Raw genomic sequence first — 26,530 nt, forward strand, 5'->3', positions numbered from 1 at the left:
CGGATTTTTAAAATGGGCCAGTACATATTTGCACGGACTGGCCCATTTTAACAGGTCATGAACAACTAGGGAATGCGAAGATCCGGGAATTCGATGCGGAGGTTATCTTTCCAGGAAGCCCACAGGTCATCTTCGGTGATTTCGCCGTTCAGATATTGAGACACAGGGTCGGCCAGCGCCCGTTGAATGGCATCATCAGAGCCGGTCATCAATTCGGCGTTGACCGAGGGGGCGGCGGCGGCAAAGCCAGCGTAAGAATTTTGGCCGCCGAGGAAGGCACTCATAGCTGAGTCATCAAAAGACGGGATGATATTCTCAACCACCACCTGGCTGGAGACAAAGTCGCCGGGAGCCTGGTTTTGATCACCGGGGACCAGGGGGTCGCATGTTTTCAGGTATTCATTGGTGTAAACGCCGTTTGCCCAATTGGCCAGGTTTTCCTGGTCCAAAGCGACGAAGCGAACGAAATCAGTCGCCAGGTCAAACTTGGGGCTGCCATTGATAACACCAACCCAGGTACCGCCCCACTGGTAGGGCAGCGGCCCTTCAATAACACCCCAGTCGCCTGTGGTATCGCTGGCGCCATCCGCGGCAACGGCATTCGGGGCCAACACATAGGGCAGACCCCATGTCGGCAGGAAGTAGGAGAAGATCTTCTTGGGGCTGCCGGCGGCATCTACCAGCGTGTCGCTCATCCCGGCGAACCAGCCTTCTTGCCATTGGGCGGCCTGGGCTTCGTAGCCTTCATCGCGGAAGAGCTTGGCGATGTTTATGTATTCAGCCACCATCGGGTCCACAACAAGTTCGCCGTCAACAATCCACGGCTGGGCCCGATTGGCGAAAAAGGGATTTTGGAAATCGCCGTTGGAGGCAACCATGTACGTATCGCCACCGGATTTCTCTTTGATGATGGCCGCTGCTTCTATGAATTTTTCCATGTCGGACAACAGGGCCTGGACTTCTACGGGATCGTCTGTGCCGAAGTATTCTCTGGCCAGGCTGCGGCGGTAGAACAGAGCGCCTGGGGTGGCCTGGTAGGAGTAAGCTTTGGTAACGCCTTCGTGTGAGCCAACTTCAATAACAAATGGGTAAGTCTCGGCGGCTTCTGCTTCGGGCAGCAGCATACCCAAATCGGCCAGAAAATCACTTTCTACGTACTCCTTGACAAAAGAGGCCTCCAAGGCAATTACGTCGGGCGCTTCTCTGGTTCCGAGGGAGGCCAACAGCTTGGTTTGATACTCGCCGTTGGTCATGGGGATCATGGTGTAAACGACATCTACGTCGGGATTGCGGCATTCGTAGGCCACGGCCATGGTGTTGATTTCGTTGGTGAAGGACCAGACATTGAGGACGGTCTTTTCGGTTGCTGCGGGGGGGACAACGGCCGTTTCTGTTGTCGGCTGTGCAGCGGATTGGGTTGGTTGGACAGCGGCCGTTTCTTCATTGGCTGCTGGTGTCGAACCACTACAAGCCACCAGAGCAATACTAGCTAAAATCATCACAATGACGAACAAATATTGGAATTTACGCATTTTGATTCTCCTCTCTTAGATTTATTGCAAACGCTTGCAATATGTTGCAAAAAATTTTAATGCCGGAAAAGCGCTGGAAATTTACCTTGATCCACCTCCTTGTTGAAACATGTACCCACTGAACCAACCATTCCATTCAGCACGTTTGGGCTAAATGACGGCCGTGAAACCAGTCATTGCAAACGTTATCATCTTGATACGACGGTTCCTCGTACATATTGGCAGTTGCGCGCGCCATGTTTAGGATGTTCACGACAGTTTATTGACGTATTTGGTTATTTCTGCATATAATATCGTGAAAGCGTTTGCAAAAAATTATAGGTTATTCATTTTAAATTGTCAAGTTAGCAATTATTCACCACAATAGATAGCCTTATGACTCAAGAACTGATAAACCCAAACAACGTCACCATTGTAGATGTGGCCCGTGAAGCAAACGTCTCGTATGCCACGGTCTCTCGTGTTGTGAATAATTTCGCCCATGTGAAACCAGAAACACGGGAGCGCGTCGAAGCGGCGATGTCCAAACTCGGCTATGTGGTGAATCTAAAAGCACGCAGCCTGGCAGGCGGGCGATCTCAAGTCGTCGGCGTGTTGATTTATGAGCTGGACACGAGTTATCACGTCGAAATTGTGAAAGGGGTTGATGCCGAAATCGCCAATTCTAATTACGATTTGATGCTGTCTACGACCCACAAGCGCAAAGGCAAGGAGTCTACTTACGTGACCCAGCTTACCCAAGGCATGGCGGATGGGCTTCTGGTTGTGCTGCCCAGGAATTTGGAGGCTTACCAGGGAGACCTAGACCGGAAACGCTTTCCTTACGTACTCATTGATCATCCTGGCCTTGGAATTGGTGATTGCAGCGCTGTGTTGACGGCGAACTGGCAAGGGGCTTACGATGCCACGCGGTATCTTATTGAGTTGGGTCACAAACGCATTGGGTTTGTCACCGGGTTTATTGAGGTGGCCAGCGCCCAGGATCGTTTGGCTGGCTACCAGACTGCGTTACGGGATCATGGCCTTTTGGTTGATCCTGAGTTGATATGCAAGGGCGACTTCCTGGAACAAAGCGGTCACGATGCGGCGCTTAAGTTTTTGCAGCTAAACAAGCCACCAACGGCCGTTTTTGCTTCCAGCGACATATGCGCGTTTGGCGTCATGAAGGCTGTTCAGGCGGCCGGCGGGCGTGTGCCGGAAGATGTCTCGATTATGGGCTTTGATGATGTGCCGGAAGCCTCGTACATGCGCCCCATGCTGACCACCGTCCGACAACCGCTGCGCAGCATGGGCCAGGAAGCCACCCGCATCCTGATCGAACGGATTGAAGATCCCACGCTGCCGACCAAGCGCGTTGAATTTGCCACAGAATTGATCGTGCGTGAGAGCTGCCAATCGCCAAACGAGAGCCAGTTTTTGTGAATTGACCGGCGGCCACAGCAGCAACTCCACGTATCCGTTCACCCCCCTCCCCCCAAAGGGGAAGGGATAGCAGCAATTCTCAAGAGGGGGGGTGAACGCTTACATTTGCGGTAAACTGAGCAGCTCGAAGCCGGAAATAATGTCCAGAAGCTCGCTGGTAATGGCATCTTGCCGCTGATGATGGTACAGCTTGTGCAGTTCACCCAGCCGCTCTTCGATGTTGCGCTCGGCGGCCTGCATGGAAACCAGGCGGGCGGCGTTTTCGCTGGCCAGAGATTCGGCGAAGGCACGAAAGAGGGAGACAAAAAGATGTTCGCGCAGCAGCGCCGAAAAAAGGGGCAGCCAATCCATACTAAAAGCGGGCAGCACCGGTGAAGGCCAGGGCTGTTTCTCCAGGTGACGAAGTTGTTTTAGATTGATGGGCAGCAAGCGCTGCATACGTGAACGATAAGCGACCGTGGATTGTAGTTGATTATAAAACAGGAAGACCTGTTCAATGATAGGCTGCGTGGCCGGGTTTTGCCACTGGTCGCTGCGCAGCAGCAGCTCTTGCACCATCGGCGTAATACCGGCGACGCTGCCGGGCACACTAAAAAGATTGATGGCTTCCAGTCCGCGCTCGGCCAACGGCGGCGCGACGCGGGCGCCGATGGCGATGACGTGTAGATTGGCCGCGGGAATGCCGAGGCGGTTCAATCTTTCGGCCGTATAGGCGGCAATCTGTTCGTTGAATTGGCCGCACATGCTCTGGTCGGAGCCAAAAACGAGAACAGCGGTTCCCCGGTCGGCCAGCGGCGCGCGCGGGGCAGGGGGTAGAGCGTATCCTTCACGCACGGCCGTTGTCAGCACCACATTCAGCCCTAGTTCCGTCGTACGGTAGTAATCCGCCAGCGACTCGACCGCCCGCTCATACTGGCGAATGCTGGTCATCGCCAGCGCCCGCATGGTGCGCACGATGGCGTGTAAATCGCTGGCGTTTTTAATGCGCCGCCGGATGTCTTCGATGTTTTCCATCAATAAACTTGATAAGGTGACAAACCCAGGTTATTCACCCATGAATGGTGGCTTGAATACGCGCCAACAGCGCCTCGCGGTCGGCGTCGCTCAGTTTTTCGCCGCGCTCAATACGGCGGCAAACGGCCGTTTCTAACTTTACCACCGCTTCTTGCACCACCTGACTCAGCCTATCAATCTGCGCCACCGGCACGTCATCAAACAAACCGGCCGTCACGGCCAGCATCACGGCAATTTGCTGCGCCACCGGCAGCGGCGCAAACTGCGCCTGTTTCAACACCTCGCGCACGCGGCGGCCACGTTCAATCGTCTGCTGCGTCGTCTCGTCCAGCCGCGTGCCAAAGCGGGCGAAGTTCTCCAACTCTTCAAACTGTGTATACGACAGGCGCAAATCACCGGCCACAGCGCGATAAGCGGCCAACTGCGTCTTGCCACCCACCCGAGACACAGAACGCCCCACGTCTACGGCTGGCAAAATTCCCTTCTGAAACAAGTCGGGCGAGAGGTAAATCTGGCCGTCGGTGATAGAGATGATGTTGGTGGGGATGTAGGCGGCCACATTTTGCGCCTCAGTCTCGACAATGGGCAGGGCGGTCAGCGAACCGCCGCCGGATTCCGGGCGCAGCCGGGTGGAACGTTCCAGCAGGCGCGAATGGAGGTAGAAGATGTCGCCAGGGAATGCTTCGCGGCCGGGTGGGCGGCGCAGCAGCAGTGACAATTCGCGGTACGCCCAGGCGTGGCGCGTCAGGTCATCATAGACAATGAGGACGTCGCGCCCCTGTTCCATGAAATATTCAGCGATGGTGGTGGCGGCATAGGGAGCGATGAACTCCAAACCGGGCGGGTCTTCTCCGGCGGCGACCACGACGATGCTGTATTCCATTGCCCCACGTTCGCGCAAATCGGCGATAACGCCAGCGACGGCCGAACTGCGCTGGCCGACAGCGCAGTAGACACAGAGGACGTCTTTGCCTGCCTGGTTGAGGATGGTATCCAGGGCAACGGCCGTTTTTCCGGTCTGCCTATCGCCTAAAATCAGTTCGCGTTGACCGCGCCCCACCGGGATCAGAGCGTCAACAACTTTCAACCCGGTTTGCAGCGGCACTGTCACCGGGGCGCGGTCCATGATGGGCGTCACCGGTCGTTCCACCGGCCAGCGCTCAATGGTGGGAATCGGGCCACGGCCGTCTAACGGCCGTCCGGTGGGGTCTAATACCCGCCCCAGCATCCCCTCGCCCACCGGCACATCCAATACCCGGTGCATCCGCCGCACCTCGTCGCCTGCTCGCAAATACTGACTGTCGCCCAACAAAATCACGCCAACTTCCGTCTCATCCAGGTTGAAGGCCATGCCTGTCAGCCCGCCAGGAAAGCGAATGAGTTCCTCCGCCTGCACCCCCATCAACCCCTGAATGCGGGCAATGCCCGACCCGACATACGTCACATGACCCACTTCCTGCGCATACAGACGCGGCCGTACCTGGTCCTGCGCCTGGGCAAAGGCGACAAACGTCTCGTCCAGCAAGGCGTGCAGCCGGTCACCAGGCATGGGTCGGAGCCTCCGCCGTCTCAGCCGCGGCGGTTTCAGAAGCCGCCGGTATGTGCGCCAAAACGTCGCCCAGCGTCTCCTCCAGTTCGTCCAGATAACTGGACAGGCTCCAGGCTACTTTATGGCCGGGCGCTACCAATTCCAAACCACAGATCAAGTCTGGTGTTGTGGCAAATCGGATGGCCTGCCCAGGCCCGAATTGGGCGAAGAGGGCCTGACGCAGCGCCTGCCGCTGCGCATTGTCAATTTCAAAGCTGCTGTTAAGTGTCAGAACGGCCATGTCCCCCTGCAGCGCCTCATAAATGGTCTGGGCGTCGTCCGGGGGTAGAGCGGCCAGCCGGGCTAGAAAGACATCCACAATCCGCGCCTCCAGCCCGGCGTCGGCCAGGTCGGTCAGGGCGCGGCGAATGACATGATAGGTTTGCTGCCCTACCTGTTGGCGCATCGTTTGTAAGAAGGATTCTTTCTCTTCGGCCAACGCCTTTTGCCAACGGGTGCGCGTTTCGTTGACTTCGGTTCGCGCCTGTTCTAGCCACGCTTGTTTGCGGGCAACGGCCGTCGCCTCTGCTTCGCGCACCATTTGTTCTCGTTCTTGCGCAAAGGCGCTGTTTTTCTGGCGGTAGGCTTCAATTTCCGCGGTCGCCGCCACGCGCTGCGCTTCGGCAGCGGCCAGGCGGTCGGCTATTTTGCGCTCGCGCTCGGCCATGGCGTTCAGGATCGGCCGGTAAAGGAAGCGGCGCAGCAGCAGCACCAGAATCAGGAAGTTGATGATTTGGGCGATGACGGTAAACCAATCAATCAGCACCGTTAACCTCCGATCAACGCGGTCGCGTAGTTCCAAAAGGGGTTGACAAAAAGCAGGATGATGGCGATAACAAAGCAGTAAATGGCCGTAGACTCAATCATCGCCAGGCCGACAAACAGGGTGCGGGTGATGGTACCAGCTTCATCGGGTTGTTGGGCAATGGAGCTAAGGGCCTGGGCTACGGCACGCCCCTGCCCTAACGCTGGCCCCAATGAGCCAATGGCAATGGTCAGTCCAGCGGTGGCGATGGAGATGATGGCTATCCAGCCGAGATTATCCATAATGAACTCCTTAAAATCTGCCTGTCGTGGTCGTTACGTTTATTCGTCGGGCAACGGCCGTTGCTTTGTCTGCACCTGGGTGGCGGAAGCGATGTAGACCATCGCCAGCACCGCAAAAATATAAGCCTGAATCAGGCCCGTTACCATCCCCAACACCTGCATGATGATGGGGAAAAACAGCGGCACAATAGACAGCAGTACCCCGGCGATCATCGTGCCACTCATCACATTGCCAAAGAGCCGCACCGCCAGGGCCAACGTGCGCGACAGTTCGCCGATGATGTTGAAAGGCAGCATCACCGGCGTCGGCTGGGCGTACTGCTTCAGGTAGGTCCACAGGCCGAGTTGGGCAATGCCATAAAGCGGCACAGCCACAAAAACACAAATGGCCAGAGCGGCCGTTGTCGAAAGCGACCCCGTAGGCGGTTGGTAGCCGGGCACAATCGCCAACAAATTGGCGGCGGCAATAAAGATAAAGAGCGTGCCGACGAAGGGCAAATACCGTTCCGGCCGCTGCTGCCCAATTTCGCTTATCTGGTCATACAGCGCCTGCACCAATACCTCCAGCAGGTTTTGTCCTGGTGTCAGATGATCGTCGCTGGTGATTTTACGAGTTACCAGCCAGGAGACGCCTACCAGCAGCACCATAATCAGCCAGGTAAACAGGATCGTGGCGTTTAGCTTGAGCGGTCCATAAGACCAATAGATGATGTTGTCAGGACTTATTTCCATAAGAGGATTTTCGATTTTCAATTGACGATTGACGGTTACGCGCCTGTTGTTCATCGTTCTCTGCTCCTGGTCCCCAGCGGCGGATGAGCAAGGTGCGGGCGAGCAGGATGCCAACCAGGGCGCTGAGCATGTTGTACCAATGGCTGCCGGCCAACAAATAGACAGCCCCCAGGAGCAAGGCCAGACGTAACAGGTAACTGCCGATGAACAGCAGCGCCGGGCGGCGGGCGGTGGGCAGTTGGCGCACGGTGTACCAGAGGCCGCCAAAGTAAAGGGCGCCGATTAACGCACCAACCAGCAGGCTAAAGACAAGCTGCGCGCTGTTCACGACGAATCGGCCGTTTCCTCTGGCGACATCTCTTCCAACTCTTGTTGAATGCGCGCCTGCTCCTGGCTGACCCAGTACCAGGCGTTCCAGCAGCCGAGCAAGATCCCGCCGATGAGCAGCATCAGCGTCCAGGAATAACGACTGGGCCAGGTGGCGTCTATCCACAGGCCGAGGGCCAGGCCGAGCAGGGTGGGGACGGTGACAGACCAGCCGACGATGCCGAACGTGCCCAGACCAAACCAGACGCGCTCTTTTTCGTGGCGGCGCGCCCACAGCTTGCGCTGCTCTTTGCGGGCAATGCGGCGTTCTAGCTCTTTATGGGGGGAACGGCCGTTATTTTTTTCATTCATCGCGTGGTCTCGGCAAAGACCGGACAGCTTTTTGGAAATCTGTCTGGTCTAGCCTCATCAGGCTACAACTCCATAAACCGGCGCACAAAATCCATCTCTATCTTAGCCAACGCAGAGCGCGTCTGTTTTTCGCGCTCGTCCAGTTCCACAAATTGCTCGCGGATCACCACTTGCAACTGCCCCAGGTCAGCGCCCTGCGCCGCGTTCCGGGTGGAGACCAATACTTCAGCGCCGCACTTTACCAGAATGCCTTCGTCAATTGCCAGAAATGCTTCCTGGCCGACGGCCGTTTCATAAGCCAACAATCCGGGAACCAACGCCGAGACAAAATCTACGTGGCGCGGCAGCAGACAAAAAGATCCGTTTTGCCCTTCGGCCACCACCTTACGGACCTGTTCGTGCAGCAGCACCTGCTTCGGCAGCAGCACCTTCAGGATCATGATCGTTTGTTCTCTGCCTCGCTGATAGGGCCAATCATATACAGCGCCCGTTCCGGGTAATCGGCAAATTCATCATTCAGAATCCGTTCACAGCCATCTAAAGCCGCTTCCAGGGGAACCCGCTTACCGCTCATGCCGGTGAACTGCTCAGTGGTGTAGAAAGGCTGCGTCAGAAAACGTTCCAACCGGCGCGCCCGCGCCACCACCCGCCGATCCTCTGGCGACAACTCTTCCAACCCCAACATGGCGATGATGTCTTTCAGCTCCTCATACCCGGCCAGCGTGCGGCGAATTTCCTGGGCGATGTGGTAATGGCGTTCGCCAACCACACGCGGCGTCAGCATTTTGGAGCCGGATTGCAGCGGGTCTATGGCCGGGTACAACCCTTCGCTGGCCCGCTTGCGCGAAAGCACAATAGAAGCCGTCAGATAGCCAAATGTGTGGATGGCCGCCGGGTCGGTAAAATCATCGGCGGGCACATAGACTGCCTGCACGGAAGTGATGGCCCCGGCAGCGGTGTTGCAGATGCGTTCTTGCAGTTCGGCCAGTTCCGTGGCCAGGGTGGGCTGGTAGCCTACGCGGGAAGGAATTTGTCCCATTAGTCCAGACACCTCAGAGCCGGCCTGGATGAAGCGAAAGATATTGTCTATCAGCAGCAGCACGTCTTGATGGGCGTCGTCGCGGAAGTATTCGGCCATGGTCAGGGCGGCGTGGCCGACGCGAAAACGCGCGCCAGGCGGTTCGTTCATCTGGCCGAAGATCATCACGGTGTTGTCCAACACGCCCGCGTCTTTCATCTCCCGGTACAGCTCTTCCGCTTCTCGGCTGCGTTCGCCAATGCCGCAGAAAAGGCTGACGCCTTCATACTGGCCGACGACGTTGTTGATGAGTTCGGTGATGAGAACGGTTTTGCCTACACCCGCGCCGCCAAACAGCCCGGCGCGGCCGCCACGCTCCAGAGGGGCCAACACATCTATGGCTTTGATGCCGGTCTGGAAAATCTCGGCGCTGACAACACGTTGATGAAGAGGGATGGCGGGTTGATGAATGGAGCGCCATTCACCACCAGTGAGGGGTTCCAGGTTGTCCAGGGTTTCGCCAAAGACATTGAAGATACGGCCGAGAATACGCTGCCCGACCGGGACTTGCAACGGCCGTTCCTCATCTAAAATTTCCGTCCCGCGCGCCAATCCCTGGGTCGGCGTCAGGGCGATACCCCGCACCTGGTTGGCGCTTAGATGGGCGACTACTTCGATGATAATCTGCCCGTCTTCCCCGGCGCTTAACCGTTGGTACAGGGCGGGCAGCCGCTGCGGAAAATAGGCGTCTACAACACTGCCACGCACGGCGGCAATGACGCCGATATTCGATGCCGCCTGTGCCTTCCGTGCCAGAATCCTGGGCGCAGACATGACGGTCATACGTCCAGGTTCCGCACCTCGCTGCTGTGCGTCATAATAAACCGTTTGCGCGGCGCTACTTCGCTGCCCATCAACATATCGAAGGTTCGATCCGCCAGCAGCGCATCTTCCACCGTCACTTGCAGCAGCGTGCGTTCGGCCGGATTCATCGTCGTCTCCCATAGCTGCTGCGCGTTCATCTCGCCCAGCCCTTTATAGCGCTGCACGCCATATTTCTTGCCTTCCAACTGCTTCAGCAAAGTGCTTTGCTGCGCCTCGGTGTAGGTGTAGTGGATGTTTTTGCCCTCTTTTACGGCATAAAGTGGCGGCTGAGCAATGTAAAGATGGCCGTTCTCAATGAGCTTGGGCATATAGCGGAAGAAAAAGGTCAGCAGCAGTGTGCGAATGTGGCTGCCGTCTACGTCAGCGTCGGTCATGAGAAGGATGCGATGGTAACGCAAATTGCCCATGTCCATCGTCTCGCCAATGCCAATGCCCAGCGCCGAAATGAGCGATTTCACTTCGTTATTGGCCAGAATTTTGTCTAAACGCGCCCGTTCCGTATTTAAAATTTTGCCACGCAGCGGCAAAATCGCCTGAAAATGGCGGTCGCGCCCTTGTTTGGCTGTGCCGCCGGCCGAATCACCTTCAACGATATACAGCTCACACTTGGCCGGGTCGCGCTCGGAGCAGTCGGCCAGTTTGCCGGGCAGGGTAAGGCTTTCCAGGGCGCTCTTGCGCATCACCAGGTCGCGCGCTTTGCGGGCGGCGTCACGGGCGCGCGAAGAGGTGAGGCAGCGGTCAATGATCTTGCGCGCCTCGCGGGGGTTCTCCTCCATATAAGCCGACAGCGCTTCACTGGTGACGGAGGAAACAATGCCGGCAACTTCGGCGTTCATCAGCTTCACTTTGGTCTGGCTCTCGAACTGCGGGTCCGGGTGTTTGACGCTGACGACGACGGTGATGCCTTCGCGGGTGTCGTCGCTGGAGAAGTTGGTGTCTTTCTCCTTGAGGAAGTTGTTGTCGCGGGCGTATTTGTTGATGATGCGGGTAACGGCCGTGCGTACCCCGGTGAGATGGGTTCCGCCATCGGGTGTATGGATGGTGTTGGCAAAAGCAAATTCGGAAATTGCCACGCCTTCTGTATATTGCAGCGCGACTTCCACGCCGATGCGGTCTACCTCTTTTTGCACATAAATCGGATCGTGCAGCACCTTGCGGTTGCGATTCAGATAGCGCACAAAGGATTTGACGCCGCCTTCAAAATAGAAGCTCATTTCACGGGGCGTAGACGGCCGTTCGTCGCGCAGTTTTAGGTAGACGCTGCTGGTCACAAACGCCATCTCGCGGAACCGGTTAACTAACGTCTCAAAACGGTACGTCTCGCCATCGGTGAAGATCGTTTCATCATAACGAAACGTCGTTGTTGTGCCGGTATCTTCACCTGGCTTCAACTTGCGCACCTTTTCTACCGGGCCATCTGGCAGCCCGCGCTGGTAACGCTGCCGGTGCAGGTGGCCGTCCCGTTTTACCTGGACTTCCATCCAATCAGACAAGGCATTCACCGCCGCCGCGCCCACGCCATGCAGCCCACCAGATACTTTATAAGCCGATTCATCGAACTTGCCCCCGGCGTGCAGCGTGGTCATCACCAATTGCAGCGCCGACACCTTTTCGGTGGGGTGCAGGGCCACCGGAATGCCCACGCCATTGTCGCTGACACTGACCTCATTGTCGGGGTGAATGGTCACTTCGATGCGGTCGCAGCGGCCGGCCAGGGCTTCATCAATGGAGTTGTCTACAATTTCATAGACCAGGTGATGCAGCGCCTTCACGTCTGTGCCGCCGACATACATGCCTGGCCGGCGGCGGACTGCTTCCAGCCCTTTTAGCACCTGGATGCTGGTTTCGTCGTATTTGCTGGTCGAATTTGCCTGTTTTGCCATAATTTGTCCTAAAAGACCCAACGGGTAAGGGAAAACACTGGGGATCTGCCTCGTTTTATTGTGTGATTTATGCCTGTGGCAGGGGGTGCGCCTCGGTATACAACAATTGGTATCGGTCACGATAAAAAATAAACGTTGCTGTCGTCAGGGACGTGCTGATGAAGGCGTGGCCCAAGATGCTGAACAGGGTTAACCAGGAGCCATCATCCGCCAGTAGAAACAGCGTGCTTGCCAGGTTGCGAATGATGAACAAGGTCAGGATCAGCCCCAGGACTGAGAAAACGTACACCCGCACAATCCGTAAGCTTTCTGTGGCCGCCTGGTAGAGGGAACGGCCGTGTAAAGCCAACCCATGCGGCGCAAAAAACAGATAAATCACCAGCCACATCAGCAGCACCGGCCCCATAAAAAAGATGATGGTCGCCAGCCCTGCGCTGACAAACGACAGCAGCAAGCTAACCGGCAGCAGCAGCAAGTAAATCAGAAAGCCGCTTGCCAGCAGCACCAGACCCAGCAGCAGCAGCCGGGTCCACAGACGGATGGCCTGCCCTGGTCCAGGCGCGAGCCAGGCGGCACGGCCGTCTTCGGCGCCAACTTCACGGGCGATCAGGGTGAAGTAGACGGCCGTTAACAGTGCGCCTACCAGAGTAAACAACAAAAACAAGCCCAGCCACAACCCGGCGCTGTCCATCTCCACTATCTGCGTCGGCAGCGGCGTCTTTTGCGGCGTCGCCCCCACCATCAGAGCCGGCACGCCCAACAACGGAATAGACAGGCTGGTAAACAGGTTGGTGCGTGGGGCCAGCGCCAACAGTTGGGCGCTCAAATCGGCCACCGCCTGGTCTGACGGCAGCAGCGCCACCAACCGTTCAATTAGAAGTCGCCCACTCAGGCGGGGTCCTAACCAGAGGAAGGTGTCTAGCACAACAGGCAAAATAAGCAGCCACAGATGCTTGCTGGTCAGATCAAATCCGGCGGCGATGGTCCGCCATACGCCCGGTAAAGGCGCGCTATTTTCTTTCTTATGTGTCATCATTTTAACTGCTTAATTTTACCTCAAATGTTCTATGGAGGCGAAAAAGCGTGTTCTCAATCGTCCTTTGTCAATCGCCGGAACCCTTCGCCCAAAACTTCATGAGCCTGCCCAATGATCACAAAAGCGCCAGGGTCTGCTTCATAAACCAGTGCTTTCACCTGACCGATTTCGGCCCGGCTGACAGCGCACAGCAGCATTTTGCGCGCCTGCCCGGTGTACATGCCCTGTCCTTCCCAGGCCGTCACGCCGCGCTCCAACTGGCTCATGATTTGCCGGGCCACCAGTTCTGGCTCATTGGTGATGATGGTGACGATGCGCTCCACGTTCAAACCGGTCATCGCCACTTCGGCGACGATGCTCCAGACGTACAGGCCAATAATGGCGTACAGAGCAAATTCCCAACCGAAGGCCAACCCGGCGATTAACACGATGAGACCATCGGTGTACAGGTATCCCTGAGAGATAGGGATACCATATTTTTTATCCAGGAAGCGGGCCAGAATGTCTGTGCCGCCGCCGGTCGCTTTGGCGCGCAGCACCAAACCGCCGCCAATGCCGCCCAAAATACCGCCATATAATGTGTTCAGCAGCAAGTCGTCGGTGATGCCTTGGGTCGGTAGAAAAAACTGCAACCCATCCAACATCACCGAATAGAGGGTCGCTGAAACGACGGTGCGGATGAGGAAGCGTTTGCCGCCTAAATAGCGCCATCCCAGCAGAAACAGGGGCACGTTGAAGATGAACACCATCGTGCCAATGGGCCAGCCGGTGAAGCTGTTGATGATTTGCGCCGTACCGCTGACGCCGCCAACGACCAGTGTATTGGGGATAAAGAAGAAGTGCATGGCGACAACGGTTACGGCCGTTCCCACCACAATCGTCACATAATCCCGCGCAATGTCCAGGTTAGCGGGCGTGATCAACCGTGCCCGCACCCGACCGGGTAATTGTCTGATAACCATTTTAGTACCTCTATGAGCAGCGGTGTTCGGTGTTCAGTGTTCAGTGCGTGTTTTCCAGAGTGAGCGCCGACCGAAAACTGATCACTGCATACTGCATACTGACTTGGCCCCTACCCCACAACAGAAACGGCCGTTACCTGGGGCAACGGCCGTTTCCCTTTACCTATACGCCCGGAGGGGCTCGAACCCCCAACCCTCTGATTCGAAGTCAGATACTCTATCCATTGAGCTACGGGCGCAAAGTTTTTGTTTCCGAACAAAAAAGCTGACAGTCCGTTGACCATCAGCTTTAGGGCGAGTGGTGGGATTTGAACCCACGATCTTCTGGGCCACAACCAGATGTGTTAACCCCTACACCACACCCGCCATAGGCTTGAATGCAGCCAGAATGCTACCATACCTGACCCTGACAGGCAAGTGGGTTTCCCAACCTCCCAACCCGCTCTTTGCCTTTTCCCCATTCCGCTTTACAATCTCGGTCATGCACGCAGAGTTACGTACCTTGAACGGCCGTTACCGGCTTTTAGGGCGCATTGGCAGCGGCGGCATGGCGGCCGTTTACCGCGCCCAAGACCTGAAATTGGGGCGCATCGTCGCCATCAAAATGCTGCACGAGAGCCTGACCAGCGATGAAGGCTTTTTGGCTCGCTTCCAGCGCGAAGCCCACGCCGCCGCCAATCTCACCCACCCCAACATCGTCACTGTCCATGACATCGGCCAGGAGGAACACCGGCATTACATCGTCATGGAGTATGTGGATGGCTTCACCCTGAAGCAGATTATCCGCGACGCCACAGAAGACGGCCGTTTCCTGCCCGTCAGCCGCGTCCTCGACCTCGCCATCCAGATTTGTCATGGCATCGGCTACGCCCATCGCGCCAACCTGGTCCACTGCGACCTGAAACCACAAAATGTCCTTGTCACCCGCGACGATCGGGTGAAAGTAGCCGATTTTGGCATCGCCCGCGCCATCACCGAAGCCAGCCAACACCTGGCCGAAAGCCAGGTCTGGGGCACGCCGCAATACATCTCGCCAGAGCAAGCCTCCGGCGAAATGCCCACGCCGGCTTCCGACGTTTACGCCATCGGTGTGGTGATGTTTGAGATGCTCACCGGCCACCTGCCTTTTTTGGGTGATTCACCGACGGCCGTTGCCCTGAAACACCTGAATGAACAACCACCCTCCGTCATGGAATACAACCCCGGCGTGCCCCGCCAACTAGACGACATCGTCCATAAGCTGCTGGCCAAGGAGCCAACCGCCCGCTACAGCACGGCCGGGCAGCTTGGCCGCATCCTGAGTACCTACCGCGAACGCAGCCTGGCCGACACCGGCCCCGTCTACCCCACCCTGGTCAGACAGCAGCCGACGGTGAAAACGGCCGTGCCCCGCCCAGAACAAGATACCCAATTCCACCCCCACCCCCAACCCACCGCCGCTGATGCCCAAGACACGCCCGTCCGTCCCATGCGCCCCATAAAATCATCCCAAGATGGACAACCCATACCAGCCGTCGCCGACAAAGCCCTCACCCCGGCCGCCCCCGATTGGGTGATTCTTGGCCTGGGACTTGTGGACGTCATTTTATTATTAGGACTAATACCCTTGTGGTATTTCGTCTACCGAGCCTGGGCTGGCTAACACCTTCGCAGCCCTCATCCTTTCTGTTATACTGGCTGTAATTTGGCAAGAACACGGTTCGATTCTGGAGTAACCAGATACTAAAATAGAGGCTACCTGATGAATGCAGCACGAATCTCCCGATGGCTAATTTATACGTTAATTGCCGCCGCCATCCTTGCCATCCTCTGGAACATCAGCGCCACAGCCACGCCCAGCGCCGAAATTTCCATCAGCCAGCTGGCCCAACAAATCAAAACCAACGAAATCGCCAACATCCAAGTCAGCAGCAGCGGGCAAGAAGTCGTCATCCATTACGCCAACGACGCCAAACCACCGGTTAAAGCCAATGTCAGCGGCGTTAGCTCCCTGGAAGAACTCTTGCAAAGCTACGGCGTCACCGGCAGCGACTACGCCGACAACCTGCCCACCATCACGTATGCCCGCCGCAGCCAATTCACCGGCCTTCTGTCTATGATTGGCGTTTTTCTCCCGGCCATTTTGATGGTCGTCTTCATCTTCTTCATCTTTCGCCAGACACAAGGCTCCAACAACCAGGCCATGTCCTTCGGCAAAAGCCGCGCCCGTATGTTCACCAGCGACCACCCCAGTGTCACCTTCGCCGACGTGGCCGGCGCCGATGAAGCCAAAGAAGAACTCAAGGAAGTGGTCGAATTTCTGCGTGAGCCAGAAAAATTCGTCAGTTTTGGCGCCCGTATTCCCAAAGGCGTGCTGCTGGTGGGCAGCCCTGGAACCGGCAAAACCTTACTGGCGAAAGCTGTCTCCGGCGAGGCGGGCGTGCCCTTCTTCTCCATCGCCGGGTCGGAGTTTGTGGAGATGTTCGTCGGCGTTGGGGCCAGTCGGGTCCGCGATTTATTTGAGCAGGCCAAACGCCACAGCCCCTGCATCATTTTTATTGACGAGATTGATGCCGTTGGCCGCCAGCGCGGCGCCGGCCTGGGCGGCTCCCACGACGAGCGTGAACAAACCCTGAATCAGATTCTGGTGGAGATGGACGGGTTCGACACCGATACCCATGTTATCATTGTCGCCGCCACCAACCGGCCCGATATTCTGGACCCGGCCCTGATGCGACCAGGCCGCTTTGACCGCCGCGTGGTGATAGACCGGCCGGATATACGCGGCCGGGAAGCCATATTTAAAGTGCATCTACGCGGCAAACCGGTGGCCGGCAGCGTCAACGTGCCGCAGCTTGCCCGTTCTACACCTGGGTTTGTCGGCGCGGACATTGAAAATACTGTCAACGAAGCAGCCCTGTTGTCTGCGCGGCGCAACAAGAAAAACATCAGCATGGCTGAGTTTCAGGAAGCCATCGAGCGCGTCCAGCTTGGCCCGGAACGCAAAAGCCGGGTCATTACGCCGGAAGAGCGCGAGATTATCGCCTATCATGAAGCGGGGCACGCGCTGGTGAGCCATTTTTTGCCAGACGCGCCACCGCTGCGCAAAATCACCATTGTGCCACGCGGCATGGGTTTGGGCCTGACCTGGTACATGGAAAACGATAATCTGCTGCCCAACAAGTCACAGCTAATGGCACAGATCGCCAGCACACTGGGCGGACGGGTCGCTGAAGAGGTCGTCTTTGGTGAAGTAACGGCCGGAGCCAGCAACGATTTGCAGCGTGTCACCCAAATTGCCCGGACGATGGTAACGCAGTATGGCATGAGCCGTGACCTGGGTCTGCGCGTTTACGGTCAGAAACAGGAAATGGTCTTTCTGGGTCGGGAAATCAGCGAGCAGCGGGATTATTCCGATGCCGTCGCTGAATTAATAGACCAGGAAGTGCGCGCGCTGATTGACCAGGAATATGACCGGGCGCGCGCAATTTTATCGGAGAATCGGGAGACGTTGGACCGGGTCGCCAGAGAGCTGATCGAGCGAGAGACGTTGGAGGCTGAAGAGTTTGTGGCGGTTATTGAGGGGATTGAACGCGCGCCGACGGTGGGAACGGCCGTTAAACATCCCTCATCACCCAGCAAAGAAGAAGCCCGCGACTGGAGCAACCCATCCCTTAATCTGCCGCCCTCGCCCTCGCCTGCCTGAAGCAGCCATGAAGACATGCCAACTGAGCTTTCGGCCGGCGGCCGTAGAAGATTTTGTCGCCTGTCTGGCCATAGACCACAGCTACCAGACCAACCGCATCTGGCAAATGGTCGTCAGCCAGCCGCCCGCCAACCAGCCGATAGAAACCATCGGCGTGCGTTTTCAAACGCTGCGCCTACCCAAAACAACCACCATCCCCTATCCCCATGACCAGGAAGAGCTGCCCAAACGCTGGTGGCGTGCGGATTGGTTCCTGGTGGGCGAGCAGCAAGAACAAATCCATGCTTATGCCACTGCCACGCTGGAAGCGCTGCGGCCGGCCGCCTGGATTAGCGACCTGGCCGTTGCCCCATCGCAGCGCCGCCAGGGACATGGCTCACAACTGATTGCCGCCGCCGTCCACTGGGCCAGACAAGAAAACATCCGCCACTTGCTGGCTGCCCTGCCCATGAAAAACGACCCGGCCATGACATTTCTGCGCAAAAACGGATTTTTCTTTTGCGGGTATAATGAGGCCCACTTTAAACAGCACGACATCGAACTCTATTTCTGCCTGAAATTATAAATGGATAACTTGATTGAAATTTTGGCGTTAACCAACGACGTTTTACAGGCGGTCATCGTCATCTTTGGCTCGGCGGTGGTCTTGTATAATTTTGGCCGCAGCACACGCATTCGGGTGATGAAGGCGTTCTGCGCTCTGGTCTCGTTTGTGGTCATCGTCTACCTCAGCGAACTGTTGGTAAGCCGGATTATCAGCACCGAACATGCGGCCAACTGGCTGCGCGTGGGTTGGATTGGCATTGCCCTGGCCCCAGCAGCGCAGTTTCACCTGTCAGACACCTTGCTGGAGATCACCGGCGCGCCGCGCCGCCGATACATGGTGATGCTTGGTTATCTCAGCGGCATGGTCTTTTGGGGGCTGGTGTTCTGGACAGATTTAATCGTTGGCGATTTGGTCATTGTGCCCCATGCTCCCCACTTAAGTGCGGGACCGCTTTTCCCATTGTTTGCGCTGCATTTCTGGGTCGTGACGGTAGCCAGCATTTACAACGTCTGGCGAGCGCGGCAGCGCTGTATCACCAGCACCACCCGCTGGCGTATGACGATTACGTTGTTGGCCTTTCTGGCCGCGCCCCTGGCTGTGTTCCCATACCTTATTATGAGCAGCAGCAGCGCCACCCCATCCGTCTGGTTTTGGCTGGTAGCCATCGCCGGCAACCTGGTTGTCGGGGTGATGTTTGCCTCGCTGACGGCCAACCTGGTCTATTTTGGCGCAGCCTCGCCAGACCGGGTGGTGCGGGTGCGTTTGTTTAAGTTTATGGCGCGGGTTCCGCTGGCGGGCACGATTGTGCTGGTGGTGTTTATTGCCGTCAGCCGCAACAGTCCTATTTTAGGCCTGCCGGCCGAAACGGCGCTCGGTTTTGCCCTGGTAGCCACGGTGATGCTGGTGGAATGGGCGATCCACGCTTATAAACAGCCGTTAGAACGCTTTTTCCAACTCAATGACGAACCTGATGTGCGCCGCATTCAACAACTGAGCGAACGTTTGCTGACAACGGCCGACCTTCACCAATACCTGGAAAGCATTCTGGCGGCCACATGTGAAGCGCTGCGCACCCCCACGACTTTCGTCGCCGCCCTCAGCGATGATGGCTTCAAACTGGAAGCGGTGGTTGGTCCGCTGGGCGAGCCAGAAGCGCAGGCCATCTGGCAGCAAGCCGATTGGGTGGAACTGACCCACGCGGAACATGAAACCGGTAACGGCGCAAAGCTGCAAGCAGTTGACGATTTTTTCCTGTGGCAGAACTATTGGATACGGCCGTTGTACAATCAACAGCAAGATGTGGTCATCGGCATTTTTGGCATCCGCGCCCGCGCCAGCCAGCCAGACCTGAACGCCCGCGAACATCTCGTGCTGAACCGGCTGCTGGATCAGGCTGAAAACGCCCTCCAAGACCGCATTCTGCAGCAAGAAGTGTTTGCCGCTGTCGAAGGGCTGCTGCCCCAAATTACCGCCTTGCAAGAGCGCCGCCGGGCAGCCACCTTCGGCGGACTGCCGGTGCTGACAGATCCTGAAGTGGATGTGGATTCGACCACATCCCCAGAAAGTGTGGTAAACGATCCCGATTTTAACACGATGGTCAAGGATGCCCTTAGCCATTATTGGGGTGGCCCGAAACTGACCAAAAGCCCACTGTTGGGCTTGCGTGTGGTGCAGCACACGCTGGATGAATACGGCAACAATCCCACCACAGCCCTGCGGGCTATCCTGGCCGACGCCATCGAATTACAGAAGCCGGAAGGGGAACGAAATCTGTCTACAACCGAGTGGATTTTGTACAATATTTTGGAGATGAAGTTTGTCCAGGGGCGGCGGGTGCGTGACGTGGCCCGGCGGTTGGCGATGAGCGAGAGCGACTTGTACCGCAAGCAGCGCGTCGCCATCGAAAACGTGGCCCAGACCGTCGCCACCATGGAAATAGCCGTTTTGCAAGAAGCGATTGTATCACCCGAAGACCTGCCAACCGTGTCGCCAACGATTGTTACTCAATCGCCCACGGCCGCCTCTCAGCCGCCCACGGCTGTTCCTCAATCACCTATCCGCAACCTGGAAAACGCCAGTTGATCAACCAATGACCACATTTACATACCACCAACAACACCTGCACTGTGAATCTGTGCCCCTGGCCGACATTGCCGCCCAGGTAGGCACGCCGGTCTACGTCTACAGCCGGGCCGAACTACAACAGCGGGCGACGGCTTATCAGACGGCCGTCCCGTCCGCACGCAGCCTGGTTTGTTACGCCGTAAAAGCCAACGGCAACCCGACTCTGCTGCGCCTGCTGTCTGACGCCGGCCTGGGGGCCGACGTCACAAGCGGCGGCGAGCTATTTCTGGCGCTGCACGGCGGCATTGCCCCGGAAAAGATCATCTACTCCGGCGTGGGCAAAACGCGGGCGGAAATTGAGGCGGCCGTGCGCGCCAACATTCACGCCCTCCACATCGAGTCGGAGATGGAACTGTTAACCGTGGAAAGCGTCGCCAGGGAGCTGCAAACCCAGGCGGCTGTCAGCGCGCGCGTCAACCCAGACATCAACGTACAGACCCATCCCTACATCAGCACGGGGCAGCATTCGCATAAATTTGGCGTGCCGCTGCCAACGGCCGTCCACCTGCTGCGGTTGGCAGCCGCTTCCCCCTACTTACGCCCGGTGGGTCTGGCCGCCCACATCGGCTCGCAAATCACCGACGTGACTCCGTTTGGCGAAGCTGCGCGTTTCCTGGTAACGGCCGCGCAGCAGTTAGCTGAATCAGGTATCCCACTGAGGTATTTGGATGTTGGTGGTGGACTGGGGATTGACTATGCGGATGATGATGTTCCAACAATTGCAGGTTGGGCAGCGGCCGTTGCCCAACCTGTTCTGCAAGCCGGTTACAACGTGGTCCTGGAACCGGGACGCTCGATTGTTGGTCCAGCTGGTATACTACTTACTCAAGTTGTCTACACGAAAAATCAGGGCGAAAAACATTTCACCATTGTAGATGCCGGTATGAACGACCTGATTCGCCCAACGCTGTACAGCGCCTACCACCCTGTGCAAACGGTTAAACAATCAGCGGACGACAGTGAACGAATAACCACAACTGTCGTCGGGCCAATCTGTGAAACAGGGGATTTTTTGGCCAAGGAACGACCGCTGTCGGCCATGCAGCCGGGTGAGTTGCTGGCTGTGTTGCAGGCCGGGGCGTATGGCTTTGCGATGAGTTCCAATTATAACGGCCGTGTCCGCCCTGCCGAGGTGTTGGTAGATGGCGCCCAGTTCCGGGTGATTCGCCGTCGCCAGGAATTTGCCCATTTGCTAGATGGATGTGCGTGAGACGGCCGTTTTTGTGTAAAATAACGCCATACGGACTTTGGTGCGCTGCTGTTGGCACGTTCTGAATTTTTTATTGAACCAAAAAGTGGAGGTCATTATGTCAATCTGGCTTCTTGATAACAGCCTCAAAGTCGCCATCTACTACGACGAGGGCGATTGCGATTATGACGACAATATATGCGTCTCGATCATTGAGGATTGCCCGGAAGAGGAAAAGGTCTTCCGCCACGATGAAACAAACCTCTACCTGACGCCGGAACAGGCGATCCAACTCATCCAGGCGCTCACCGCCGCCACAGCAAACAGCAAGTTACCGCAGCACGGCGATTAAGAAAGGGCGCACAGCCAACGGTTGGCGGTTCATCACGATTTTAAGGCTGGGTCGGCCTGGCGCAGGAAATCCCAGGTGTAAATGCCGGTCCAATGGCCGTCGCTCCATGCAAATTGTAGGGCATAACTGCCCACAGCCTCGACGCTCTTCAGATTCATGTTTTCATCGCGGGTGGTGCGCATCACCCCTAAATCGGGTGGACCACCCATGTTTTCGTGCCCGCCCCGGCACTCCACGCAAGGACAAATGGCCCGCAGCCCGGCAAAAGGCAGCCGACTGACGTGCCCATCGTTCCAGTTGATGATCAATACACGCTCATTGCGATCGGCCGTTACGCCGGTTGGTTTTATTTTTTCCATAGTTCACCAGTAAATACACCTGAATGAATCAACTACAGGCTGGCCAACCGCTCGCGGAGTTCGGTCTGGCTGGCCTGTAGTTGGGCCAGTTTGTCGCGCTCTTTTTGTACAACGGCCGTTGGCGCTTTCGCTGCAAACGGACTATCCAACAAACCGGTCAGCCGCTGAACCTCTTTGTCCAGCGCGGCCAGTTCCTGGCTTAACCGCGCTTTTTCCTTTTCCAGGTCCACCATACCCGCCAGCGGCAGATAGCAGGTCACGTCGCCCAGGGCCAGGGTGACGGCCGCATCGGGGGCGTCGGACTGGGGCACGATGTGCAGTCGGTCGTCGTTTAGCCGGGCCAGGAAGGCGAGGGTGGCACGTTGGGATTGTAAGACGGCCGTTCGTTCACCTGCCACCACAACAGCCCCAATTTTGCGCGCCGGTTCCACCTGGTTGTCCGACCGGGCGGCGCGAATCTCGCGCACCAGGTCGCGCAGCCGCTCATAGTCCGCCGCGCCTTCAGGGTAAATGCGGTCGGCCATCGGCCAATCGGCGATGATCAGCGCCTCAGCCCAGCCCTCGTCTGGCGCAATGCCTAAGTCGGCGTCCACAAACGCCTGCCGGAGCTGCTGCCACGTCTCTTCGGTGACAAACGGGATGTAGGGATGCAGCAGCCGCAGGCTGTGGTCCAGCACGCGCCGCAAGACGGCCAACGTCGTCCAGGCCGCTGCTCCGCCCGCTTCCAACTGCACTTTGGCCGTCTCCACATACCAGTCGGCAAAATCGCTCCAGAGAAAATCGTACACCTGCCGTCCTGCCTCGCCAAACAGGTAGTTGTCCATCAGACGGTCGGCTTGTTTGATCACCTGAGCCAGCCGGGTCAGAATCCACTGGTCGGCCGGTGTATAGTCTGGTGTGGCCGGTTTGTCTGCGCGGTTGGCCTTGTTCAGGCTGCGGGTGATGAAGCGCGTGGCGTTCCAAATTTTGTTGGCGAAGTTACGGTTGCTGGCTACTTTTTCCAGCGCCAGATTGAGGTCGGCGCCGGGTGTGCCGCTGGTGAGTAGGGTAAAGCGCAGGGCATCCGTACCATATTCGCCCATCACTTCCAGCGGGTCGGTAACGTTGCCGTAGCTTTTGCTCATTTTACGGCCGTGTTCGTCGCGCACCAGCCCATGCAGATAAACCGTATGGAAAGGTATGTCGTTGGTAAACAGCGCCGCCGACATCACCATACGCGCCACCCAGAAGAAGAGGATGTCGTAACCCGTTTCCATGACATCAGTGGGGTAAAAGCGGGCCAGATCGGGCGTTTGCTCCGGCCAGCCCAGGGTAGAGAAGGGCCAGAGGGCGCTGCTGAACCAGGTGTCCAACACATCGGGGTCTTGCTCGATGTGCGGGCTGGCGCAGTGGGCGCAGTGGGATGGGTCGGTACTGGTCACGGTTTGCCCGCCGCAGTCGGCGCAGTACCAGACGGGAATGCGATGGCCCCACCACAATTGGCGGCTGATGCACCAGGGGCGGATATTTTGCAGCCAGTTGTCCCACACTTTGACAAAGCGTTCGGGCACAATTTTGATACGGCCGCTGTGGACCGCGCGCAGCCCCATCTTGGCCGTTGGTTCGGCGTCCACAAACCACTGCTTGCTCACCAGCGGCTCGATGATTTCGCCGCCGCGCTGGCTGCGCGGCACATTGAGGGTGTAGTTGTCTTTTTTGATGGTCAGCCCGGCGGCTTCCATGTCGGCCCACAGTTTTTCACGGCAGGCAAAGCGCTCCATCTCAGCATAAGGGCCGGCGTGATGGTTCATGGTGGCGTCGCGGTTCATGACGTTGATGATTGCCAGACCATGTTTTTTGCCGATCTCAAAGTCATTGGGATCGTGGCCGGGGGTAATTTTGAGCGCGCCTGTACCAAAGGCCATGTCCACGTACTCGTCGGCGATGATCGGGATTTCGCGGTCCAGCATGGGGACCAGGCAGGTTTTGCCAATGAATGCTTGGTAGCGTTCGTCGTCGGGGTGAACGGCAACGGCCGCATCGCCCAAAATCGTCTCTGGCCGTGTTGTGGCAACGGGCAGCGAGCCGCCGCCGGCCATCGGGTAATTGAAGTAGTACAGAAAACCAGGTTCTTCGCTGTACTCCACTTCCAGGTCAGATACGGCCGTTTGCAGCCCCGGCGACCAATTGACCAGATACTCTGCCTGGTAAATCAGCCCCAGACGATACATACGCACAAAGGCTTCGCGCACCGCCGTGGACAACCCCTCGTCCAGGGTGAATCGCTCACGGTCCCAATCGCAGCTTGCTCCCAGACGGCGTAGCTGTTTGGTGATATAGCTGCCGTACTTTTCCTTCCATTCCCACGTGTGCTGTAAAAAGCGCTCGCGGCCAATTTCCTCCCGCGTCTCTTCTAGAGTGCGCAGCAGCATCTTCTCCACTTGCAGCTGCGTGGCGATGCCGGCATGGTCCACGCCCGGAACCCACAACGCCGCCCGCCCCTGCATCCGAGCACGGCGAATCATCAAATCTTCCAGGGCGACAAACATCACGTGCCCCATGTGCAGTTCACCGGTAACGTTGGGCGGCGGGATGGAAATGACAAATGGCCTGGCGTCGGCCGGGCGCGTTTCCGGCTTAAACCAGCCGTTTCGCTCCCACCACTGGTAAAGGCGTTCTTCGGTGTCCTGGAAGTTGTAGGTTTTGGGCATGTCGGGCATAGAATTCCTCGATTGACGATTGATAATTGACAATTAAAAAGCTCTCCCATCCAATCACGGACGAGAGAGCTGAGTCTCACGCGGTACCACCTTGGTTCCGTGTTCCGTATTCCGTGTTCCGCAGTCCGCAGTCCGTCGGATAACGGCTTACGGATAACGGCTTACGGCTTACGGCCGACGACGCTCTGAGCTGTAACGGGCTGACCCGGTTTTGCTTACTGGGTTTCAGCAAAACGATTCATGGGCGACTTGGGTAACGGCCGTTCCGGTCAAAGTTTTCAGCCAATGGCCTACCAGCCAATGACCCGGACTCTCTTGCGGCGGCGACGCTGCCTACTACTCCCAATCACTATCTTTGTTATATTGCTGCGTAGTATAACAACAGGCCAGACCGAGGGCAAATTAAGGGCGCTATGTTGAATGAGATTCCCGCGGCAAACTATGCCAACAAGAGCAGCACGGCCGTTACGTTTAGCAGCGTTTTGGGCACGAGGGCGGCCGGCGTGCAATACTCTTGCTCTTTACTGCCATCGGCGCTTTGTTCCGAGCAGTGAGCATTACCGCCCGAAGCGCCCAGGCCATCCAGGCTGGGAATAAGATGCCAGAAATAGTTGCCGTCGCTCAGGCCGCCACGCTCTTCCGGCTCCACACGAATGCCGAGCGCTTCGCCCGCCGCCTGCCAGATGGCAAATAGATGGTCGGTGGCCGGATTACGCGGCCAGGGTTGTGTCTGGCGCGTGACCGCCACCGAGACACGACAGGCGAAGTAGCCGTCGCTGCTGCGGCGGCTGGAACGGCCGTTCCACGCCAACATCCCGGCCACGCCCGCTGCATACACAGCCGGGTCGAAGGCGCGCATCTCCACATCCAGGCTGGCCTGGTGGGGCACGCGGTTAGTCACCGTGCCGCCGCTGATCACGCCAGGATTGAAGGTCAGGCCACGGCCGTAATCGGTCATGGCGGCTACTTGCTGCACCACGTCGGCCATTTGCACGATGGCGTTGGCTCCTTGTTCATGGGCGCTGCCAGCGTGGGAGGCTTTGCCCTCCGCCTCCAGGTGATAAGTCGCCATGCCTTTGCGGGCCACCACCACTTTGGCCCGGCCGTTCTCCATGTAACCACCCTCAAAAATCAGGCAGGCCAGGGCGCTGCCTAACTGCTCTATGCACAATTGGCCGAAATCCATGCCGTTGGTCTCTTCCGAAGCGTCTAGCAGAATGGTCCAGGTGACATCGTTATAGACGGCCGGGGTGATGGCTTGCAGCGCATCTAGCATCATGTAAATAATCAGCGTGCCGCCTTTGATGTCTACCGTGCCGGGACCGTAGATTCGCGCCCCGTCTTCGCGCCAGGCAAAGTGATGGCGGATTTCTTCGTCGGGCGGGAAGACGGTGTCCAGGTGAGAGACCAGGCCAATCTGACGGCCAGATTGACCAGGGCGGTTAAGGAGGAGATGGTGGCCGAAGTCCGGGTTGGCGGAAGGGATAAAAACGGCCGTAAAGCCCAATGCTTCAAAGGCAGCGGCCGTCAGTCGGCCCAATTCATCCACCCCGGTGGGATTGGCGGTGAAGCTGTTAATGTCTACCATGCGCCGCAGCAGGGCCAGATAATCGGGCAGTTTTGTCTGTAGGTAAGCGTGAACTTGTTGTTGGATTTCTGTTTGAGTCATAGATTGTTCCTTTGCCAGTAACCATCCAGTCCTTAAAGGTTGGCGAATGCCTTTAGGGTCCTGGTCGGTGTGACCCTGTTATAACATCCCCAGGCGGCGGCGGCAAAAC

General features: G+C 57.4%; 23 protein-coding genes and 2 tRNA genes. 7 read left to right on the forward strand and 18 right to left on the reverse strand.

What is annotated here, in order from left to right; genetic code table 11:
- Positions 1-65 precede the first annotated feature (65 nt).
- Positions 66-1,499 carry a carbohydrate ABC transporter substrate-binding protein gene (locus tag IPM39_24070; GenBank protein MBK8989104.1) on the reverse strand — a complete coding sequence of 478 codons (1,434 nt, stop codon included), beginning with the start codon at positions 1,497-1,499 and terminating at the stop codon, positions 66-68.
- Positions 1,500-1,907: 408 nt separating this feature from the next.
- Here IPM39_24070 and IPM39_24075 point away from each other — a divergent pair, with 408 nt between their 5' ends.
- Complete coding sequence (locus IPM39_24075) at positions 1,908-2,954, forward strand: LacI family DNA-binding transcriptional regulator (protein MBK8989105.1); 1,047 nt, start codon at positions 1,908-1,910, stop codon at positions 2,952-2,954.
- Positions 2,955-3,053: 99 nt separating this feature from the next.
- On the opposite strand, the gene IPM39_24080 is transcribed toward IPM39_24075, so the two are convergent.
- The 14 genes from IPM39_24080 to IPM39_24145 all read right to left on the reverse strand — a co-directional run bounded on the left by IPM39_24080 (position 3,054) and on the right by IPM39_24145 (position 14,163).
- Positions 3,054-3,968, reverse strand: coding sequence for a F0F1 ATP synthase subunit gamma (locus IPM39_24080; protein ID MBK8989106.1), 915 nt, complete (start codon positions 3,966-3,968; stop codon positions 3,054-3,056).
- Positions 3,969-4,002: 34 nt separating this feature from the next.
- Positions 4,003-5,517, reverse strand: a complete 1,515-nt coding sequence (locus tag IPM39_24085; protein ID MBK8989107.1) for an alternate F1F0 ATPase, F1 subunit alpha — start codon at positions 5,515-5,517, stop codon at positions 4,003-4,005.
- Positions 5,507-6,322 (reverse strand): F0F1 ATP synthase subunit B, encoded by an 816-nt coding sequence (locus tag IPM39_24090; GenBank protein ID MBK8989108.1) that lies wholly within the window; start codon positions 6,320-6,322, stop codon positions 5,507-5,509. The genes IPM39_24085 and IPM39_24090 overlap by 11 nt, the downstream gene beginning before the upstream one ends.
- 2 nt (positions 6,323-6,324) lie before the next feature.
- Positions 6,325-6,603: a F0F1 ATP synthase subunit C gene (locus IPM39_24095; GenBank protein MBK8989109.1), complete on the reverse strand. Its 279-nt coding sequence runs from the start codon at positions 6,601-6,603 to the stop codon at positions 6,325-6,327.
- Positions 6,604-6,642: 39 nt separating this feature from the next.
- Complete coding sequence (locus IPM39_24100) at positions 6,643-7,335, reverse strand: F0F1 ATP synthase subunit A (GenBank protein MBK8989110.1); 693 nt, start codon at positions 7,333-7,335, stop codon at positions 6,643-6,645.
- Entirely contained in the window at positions 7,319-7,663 is a 345-nt protein-coding gene (locus IPM39_24105; GenBank protein ID MBK8989111.1) for an ATP synthase subunit I, read from the reverse strand. The genes IPM39_24100 and IPM39_24105 overlap by 17 nt, the downstream gene beginning before the upstream one ends.
- Positions 7,660-8,013 carry an AtpZ/AtpI family protein gene (locus tag IPM39_24110; protein MBK8989112.1) on the reverse strand — a complete coding sequence of 118 codons (354 nt, stop codon included), beginning with the start codon at positions 8,011-8,013 and terminating at the stop codon, positions 7,660-7,662. Before IPM39_24110 ends, IPM39_24105 begins: the two co-directional genes overlap by 4 nt.
- A gap of 62 nt (positions 8,014-8,075) precedes the next feature.
- Positions 8,076-8,453 (reverse strand): F0F1 ATP synthase subunit epsilon, encoded by a 378-nt coding sequence (locus IPM39_24115; protein ID MBK8989113.1) that lies wholly within the window; start codon positions 8,451-8,453, stop codon positions 8,076-8,078.
- Positions 8,450-9,865, reverse strand: coding sequence for a F0F1 ATP synthase subunit beta (locus IPM39_24120; protein ID MBK8989114.1), 1,416 nt, complete (start codon positions 9,863-9,865; stop codon positions 8,450-8,452). Before IPM39_24120 ends, IPM39_24115 begins: the two co-directional genes overlap by 4 nt.
- A gap of 5 nt (positions 9,866-9,870) precedes the next feature.
- Entirely contained in the window at positions 9,871-11,799 is a 1,929-nt protein-coding gene (gene gyrB, locus IPM39_24125; GenBank protein ID MBK8989115.1) for a DNA topoisomerase (ATP-hydrolyzing) subunit B, read from the reverse strand.
- Positions 11,800-11,866: 67 nt separating this feature from the next.
- Positions 11,867-12,835: a hypothetical protein gene (locus IPM39_24130; GenBank protein ID MBK8989116.1), complete on the reverse strand. Its 969-nt coding sequence runs from the start codon at positions 12,833-12,835 to the stop codon at positions 11,867-11,869.
- Between the two features lie 53 nt (positions 12,836-12,888).
- Entirely contained in the window at positions 12,889-13,797 is a 909-nt protein-coding gene (locus IPM39_24135) for a YitT family protein (GenBank protein ID MBK8989117.1), read from the reverse strand.
- A gap of 166 nt (positions 13,798-13,963) precedes the next feature.
- Positions 13,964-14,036: transfer RNA gene (locus IPM39_24140), tRNA-Arg, on the reverse strand.
- Positions 14,037-14,090: 54 nt separating this feature from the next.
- A tRNA-His gene (locus IPM39_24145) sits at positions 14,091-14,163 on the reverse strand.
- A gap of 22 nt (positions 14,164-14,185) precedes the next feature.
- Between IPM39_24145 and IPM39_24150 the strand changes: the two genes are divergently transcribed.
- The 6 genes from IPM39_24150 (at position 14,186) to IPM39_24175 (ending at position 21,694) form a co-directional block, all read left to right on the forward strand.
- The gene (locus IPM39_24150) at positions 14,186-15,439 is read left to right on the forward strand and encodes a serine/threonine protein kinase (protein ID MBK8989118.1); all 1,254 of its coding nucleotides are present in this window, start codon (positions 14,186-14,188) and stop codon (positions 15,437-15,439) included.
- Between the two features lie 99 nt (positions 15,440-15,538).
- Positions 15,539-17,482 (forward strand): ATP-dependent zinc metalloprotease FtsH, encoded by a 1,944-nt coding sequence (gene ftsH, locus IPM39_24155; GenBank protein MBK8989119.1) that lies wholly within the window; start codon positions 15,539-15,541, stop codon positions 17,480-17,482.
- Positions 17,483-17,489: 7 nt separating this feature from the next.
- Positions 17,490-18,047 (forward strand): GNAT family N-acetyltransferase, encoded by a 558-nt coding sequence (locus IPM39_24160; GenBank protein ID MBK8989120.1) that lies wholly within the window; start codon positions 17,490-17,492, stop codon positions 18,045-18,047.
- Positions 18,048-20,111 carry a hypothetical protein gene (locus tag IPM39_24165; GenBank protein MBK8989121.1) on the forward strand — a complete coding sequence of 688 codons (2,064 nt, stop codon included), beginning with the start codon at positions 18,048-18,050 and terminating at the stop codon, positions 20,109-20,111.
- Between the two features lie 7 nt (positions 20,112-20,118).
- Entirely contained in the window at positions 20,119-21,363 is a 1,245-nt protein-coding gene (gene lysA / locus IPM39_24170) for a diaminopimelate decarboxylase (protein MBK8989122.1), read from the forward strand.
- 97 nt (positions 21,364-21,460) lie between these two features.
- The gene (locus IPM39_24175) at positions 21,461-21,694 is read left to right on the forward strand and encodes a hypothetical protein (protein MBK8989123.1); all 234 of its coding nucleotides are present in this window, start codon (positions 21,461-21,463) and stop codon (positions 21,692-21,694) included.
- A 32-nt stretch (positions 21,695-21,726) separates the two neighbouring features.
- On the opposite strand, the gene IPM39_24180 is transcribed toward IPM39_24175, so the two are convergent.
- The 3 genes from IPM39_24180 to IPM39_24190 form a co-directional block, all read right to left on the reverse strand.
- Positions 21,727-22,053, reverse strand: a complete 327-nt coding sequence (locus IPM39_24180) for a DUF971 domain-containing protein (protein MBK8989124.1) — start codon at positions 22,051-22,053, stop codon at positions 21,727-21,729.
- Positions 22,054-22,085: 32 nt separating this feature from the next.
- The gene (locus tag IPM39_24185; GenBank protein MBK8989125.1) at positions 22,086-24,752 is read right to left on the reverse strand and encodes a valine--tRNA ligase; all 2,667 of its coding nucleotides are present in this window, start codon (positions 24,750-24,752) and stop codon (positions 22,086-22,088) included.
- A 439-nt stretch (positions 24,753-25,191) separates the two neighbouring features.
- Positions 25,192-26,421, reverse strand: a complete 1,230-nt coding sequence (locus tag IPM39_24190) for a M20/M25/M40 family metallo-hydrolase (protein MBK8989126.1) — start codon at positions 26,419-26,421, stop codon at positions 25,192-25,194.
- Positions 26,422-26,530: the final 109 nt, after the last annotated feature.

Origin of the sequence: Candidatus Leptovillus gracilis (assembly GCA_016716065.1) — a bacterium.
In the GTDB taxonomy this organism is placed as follows: domain Bacteria; phylum Chloroflexota; class Anaerolineae; order Promineifilales; family Promineifilaceae; genus Leptovillus; species Leptovillus gracilis.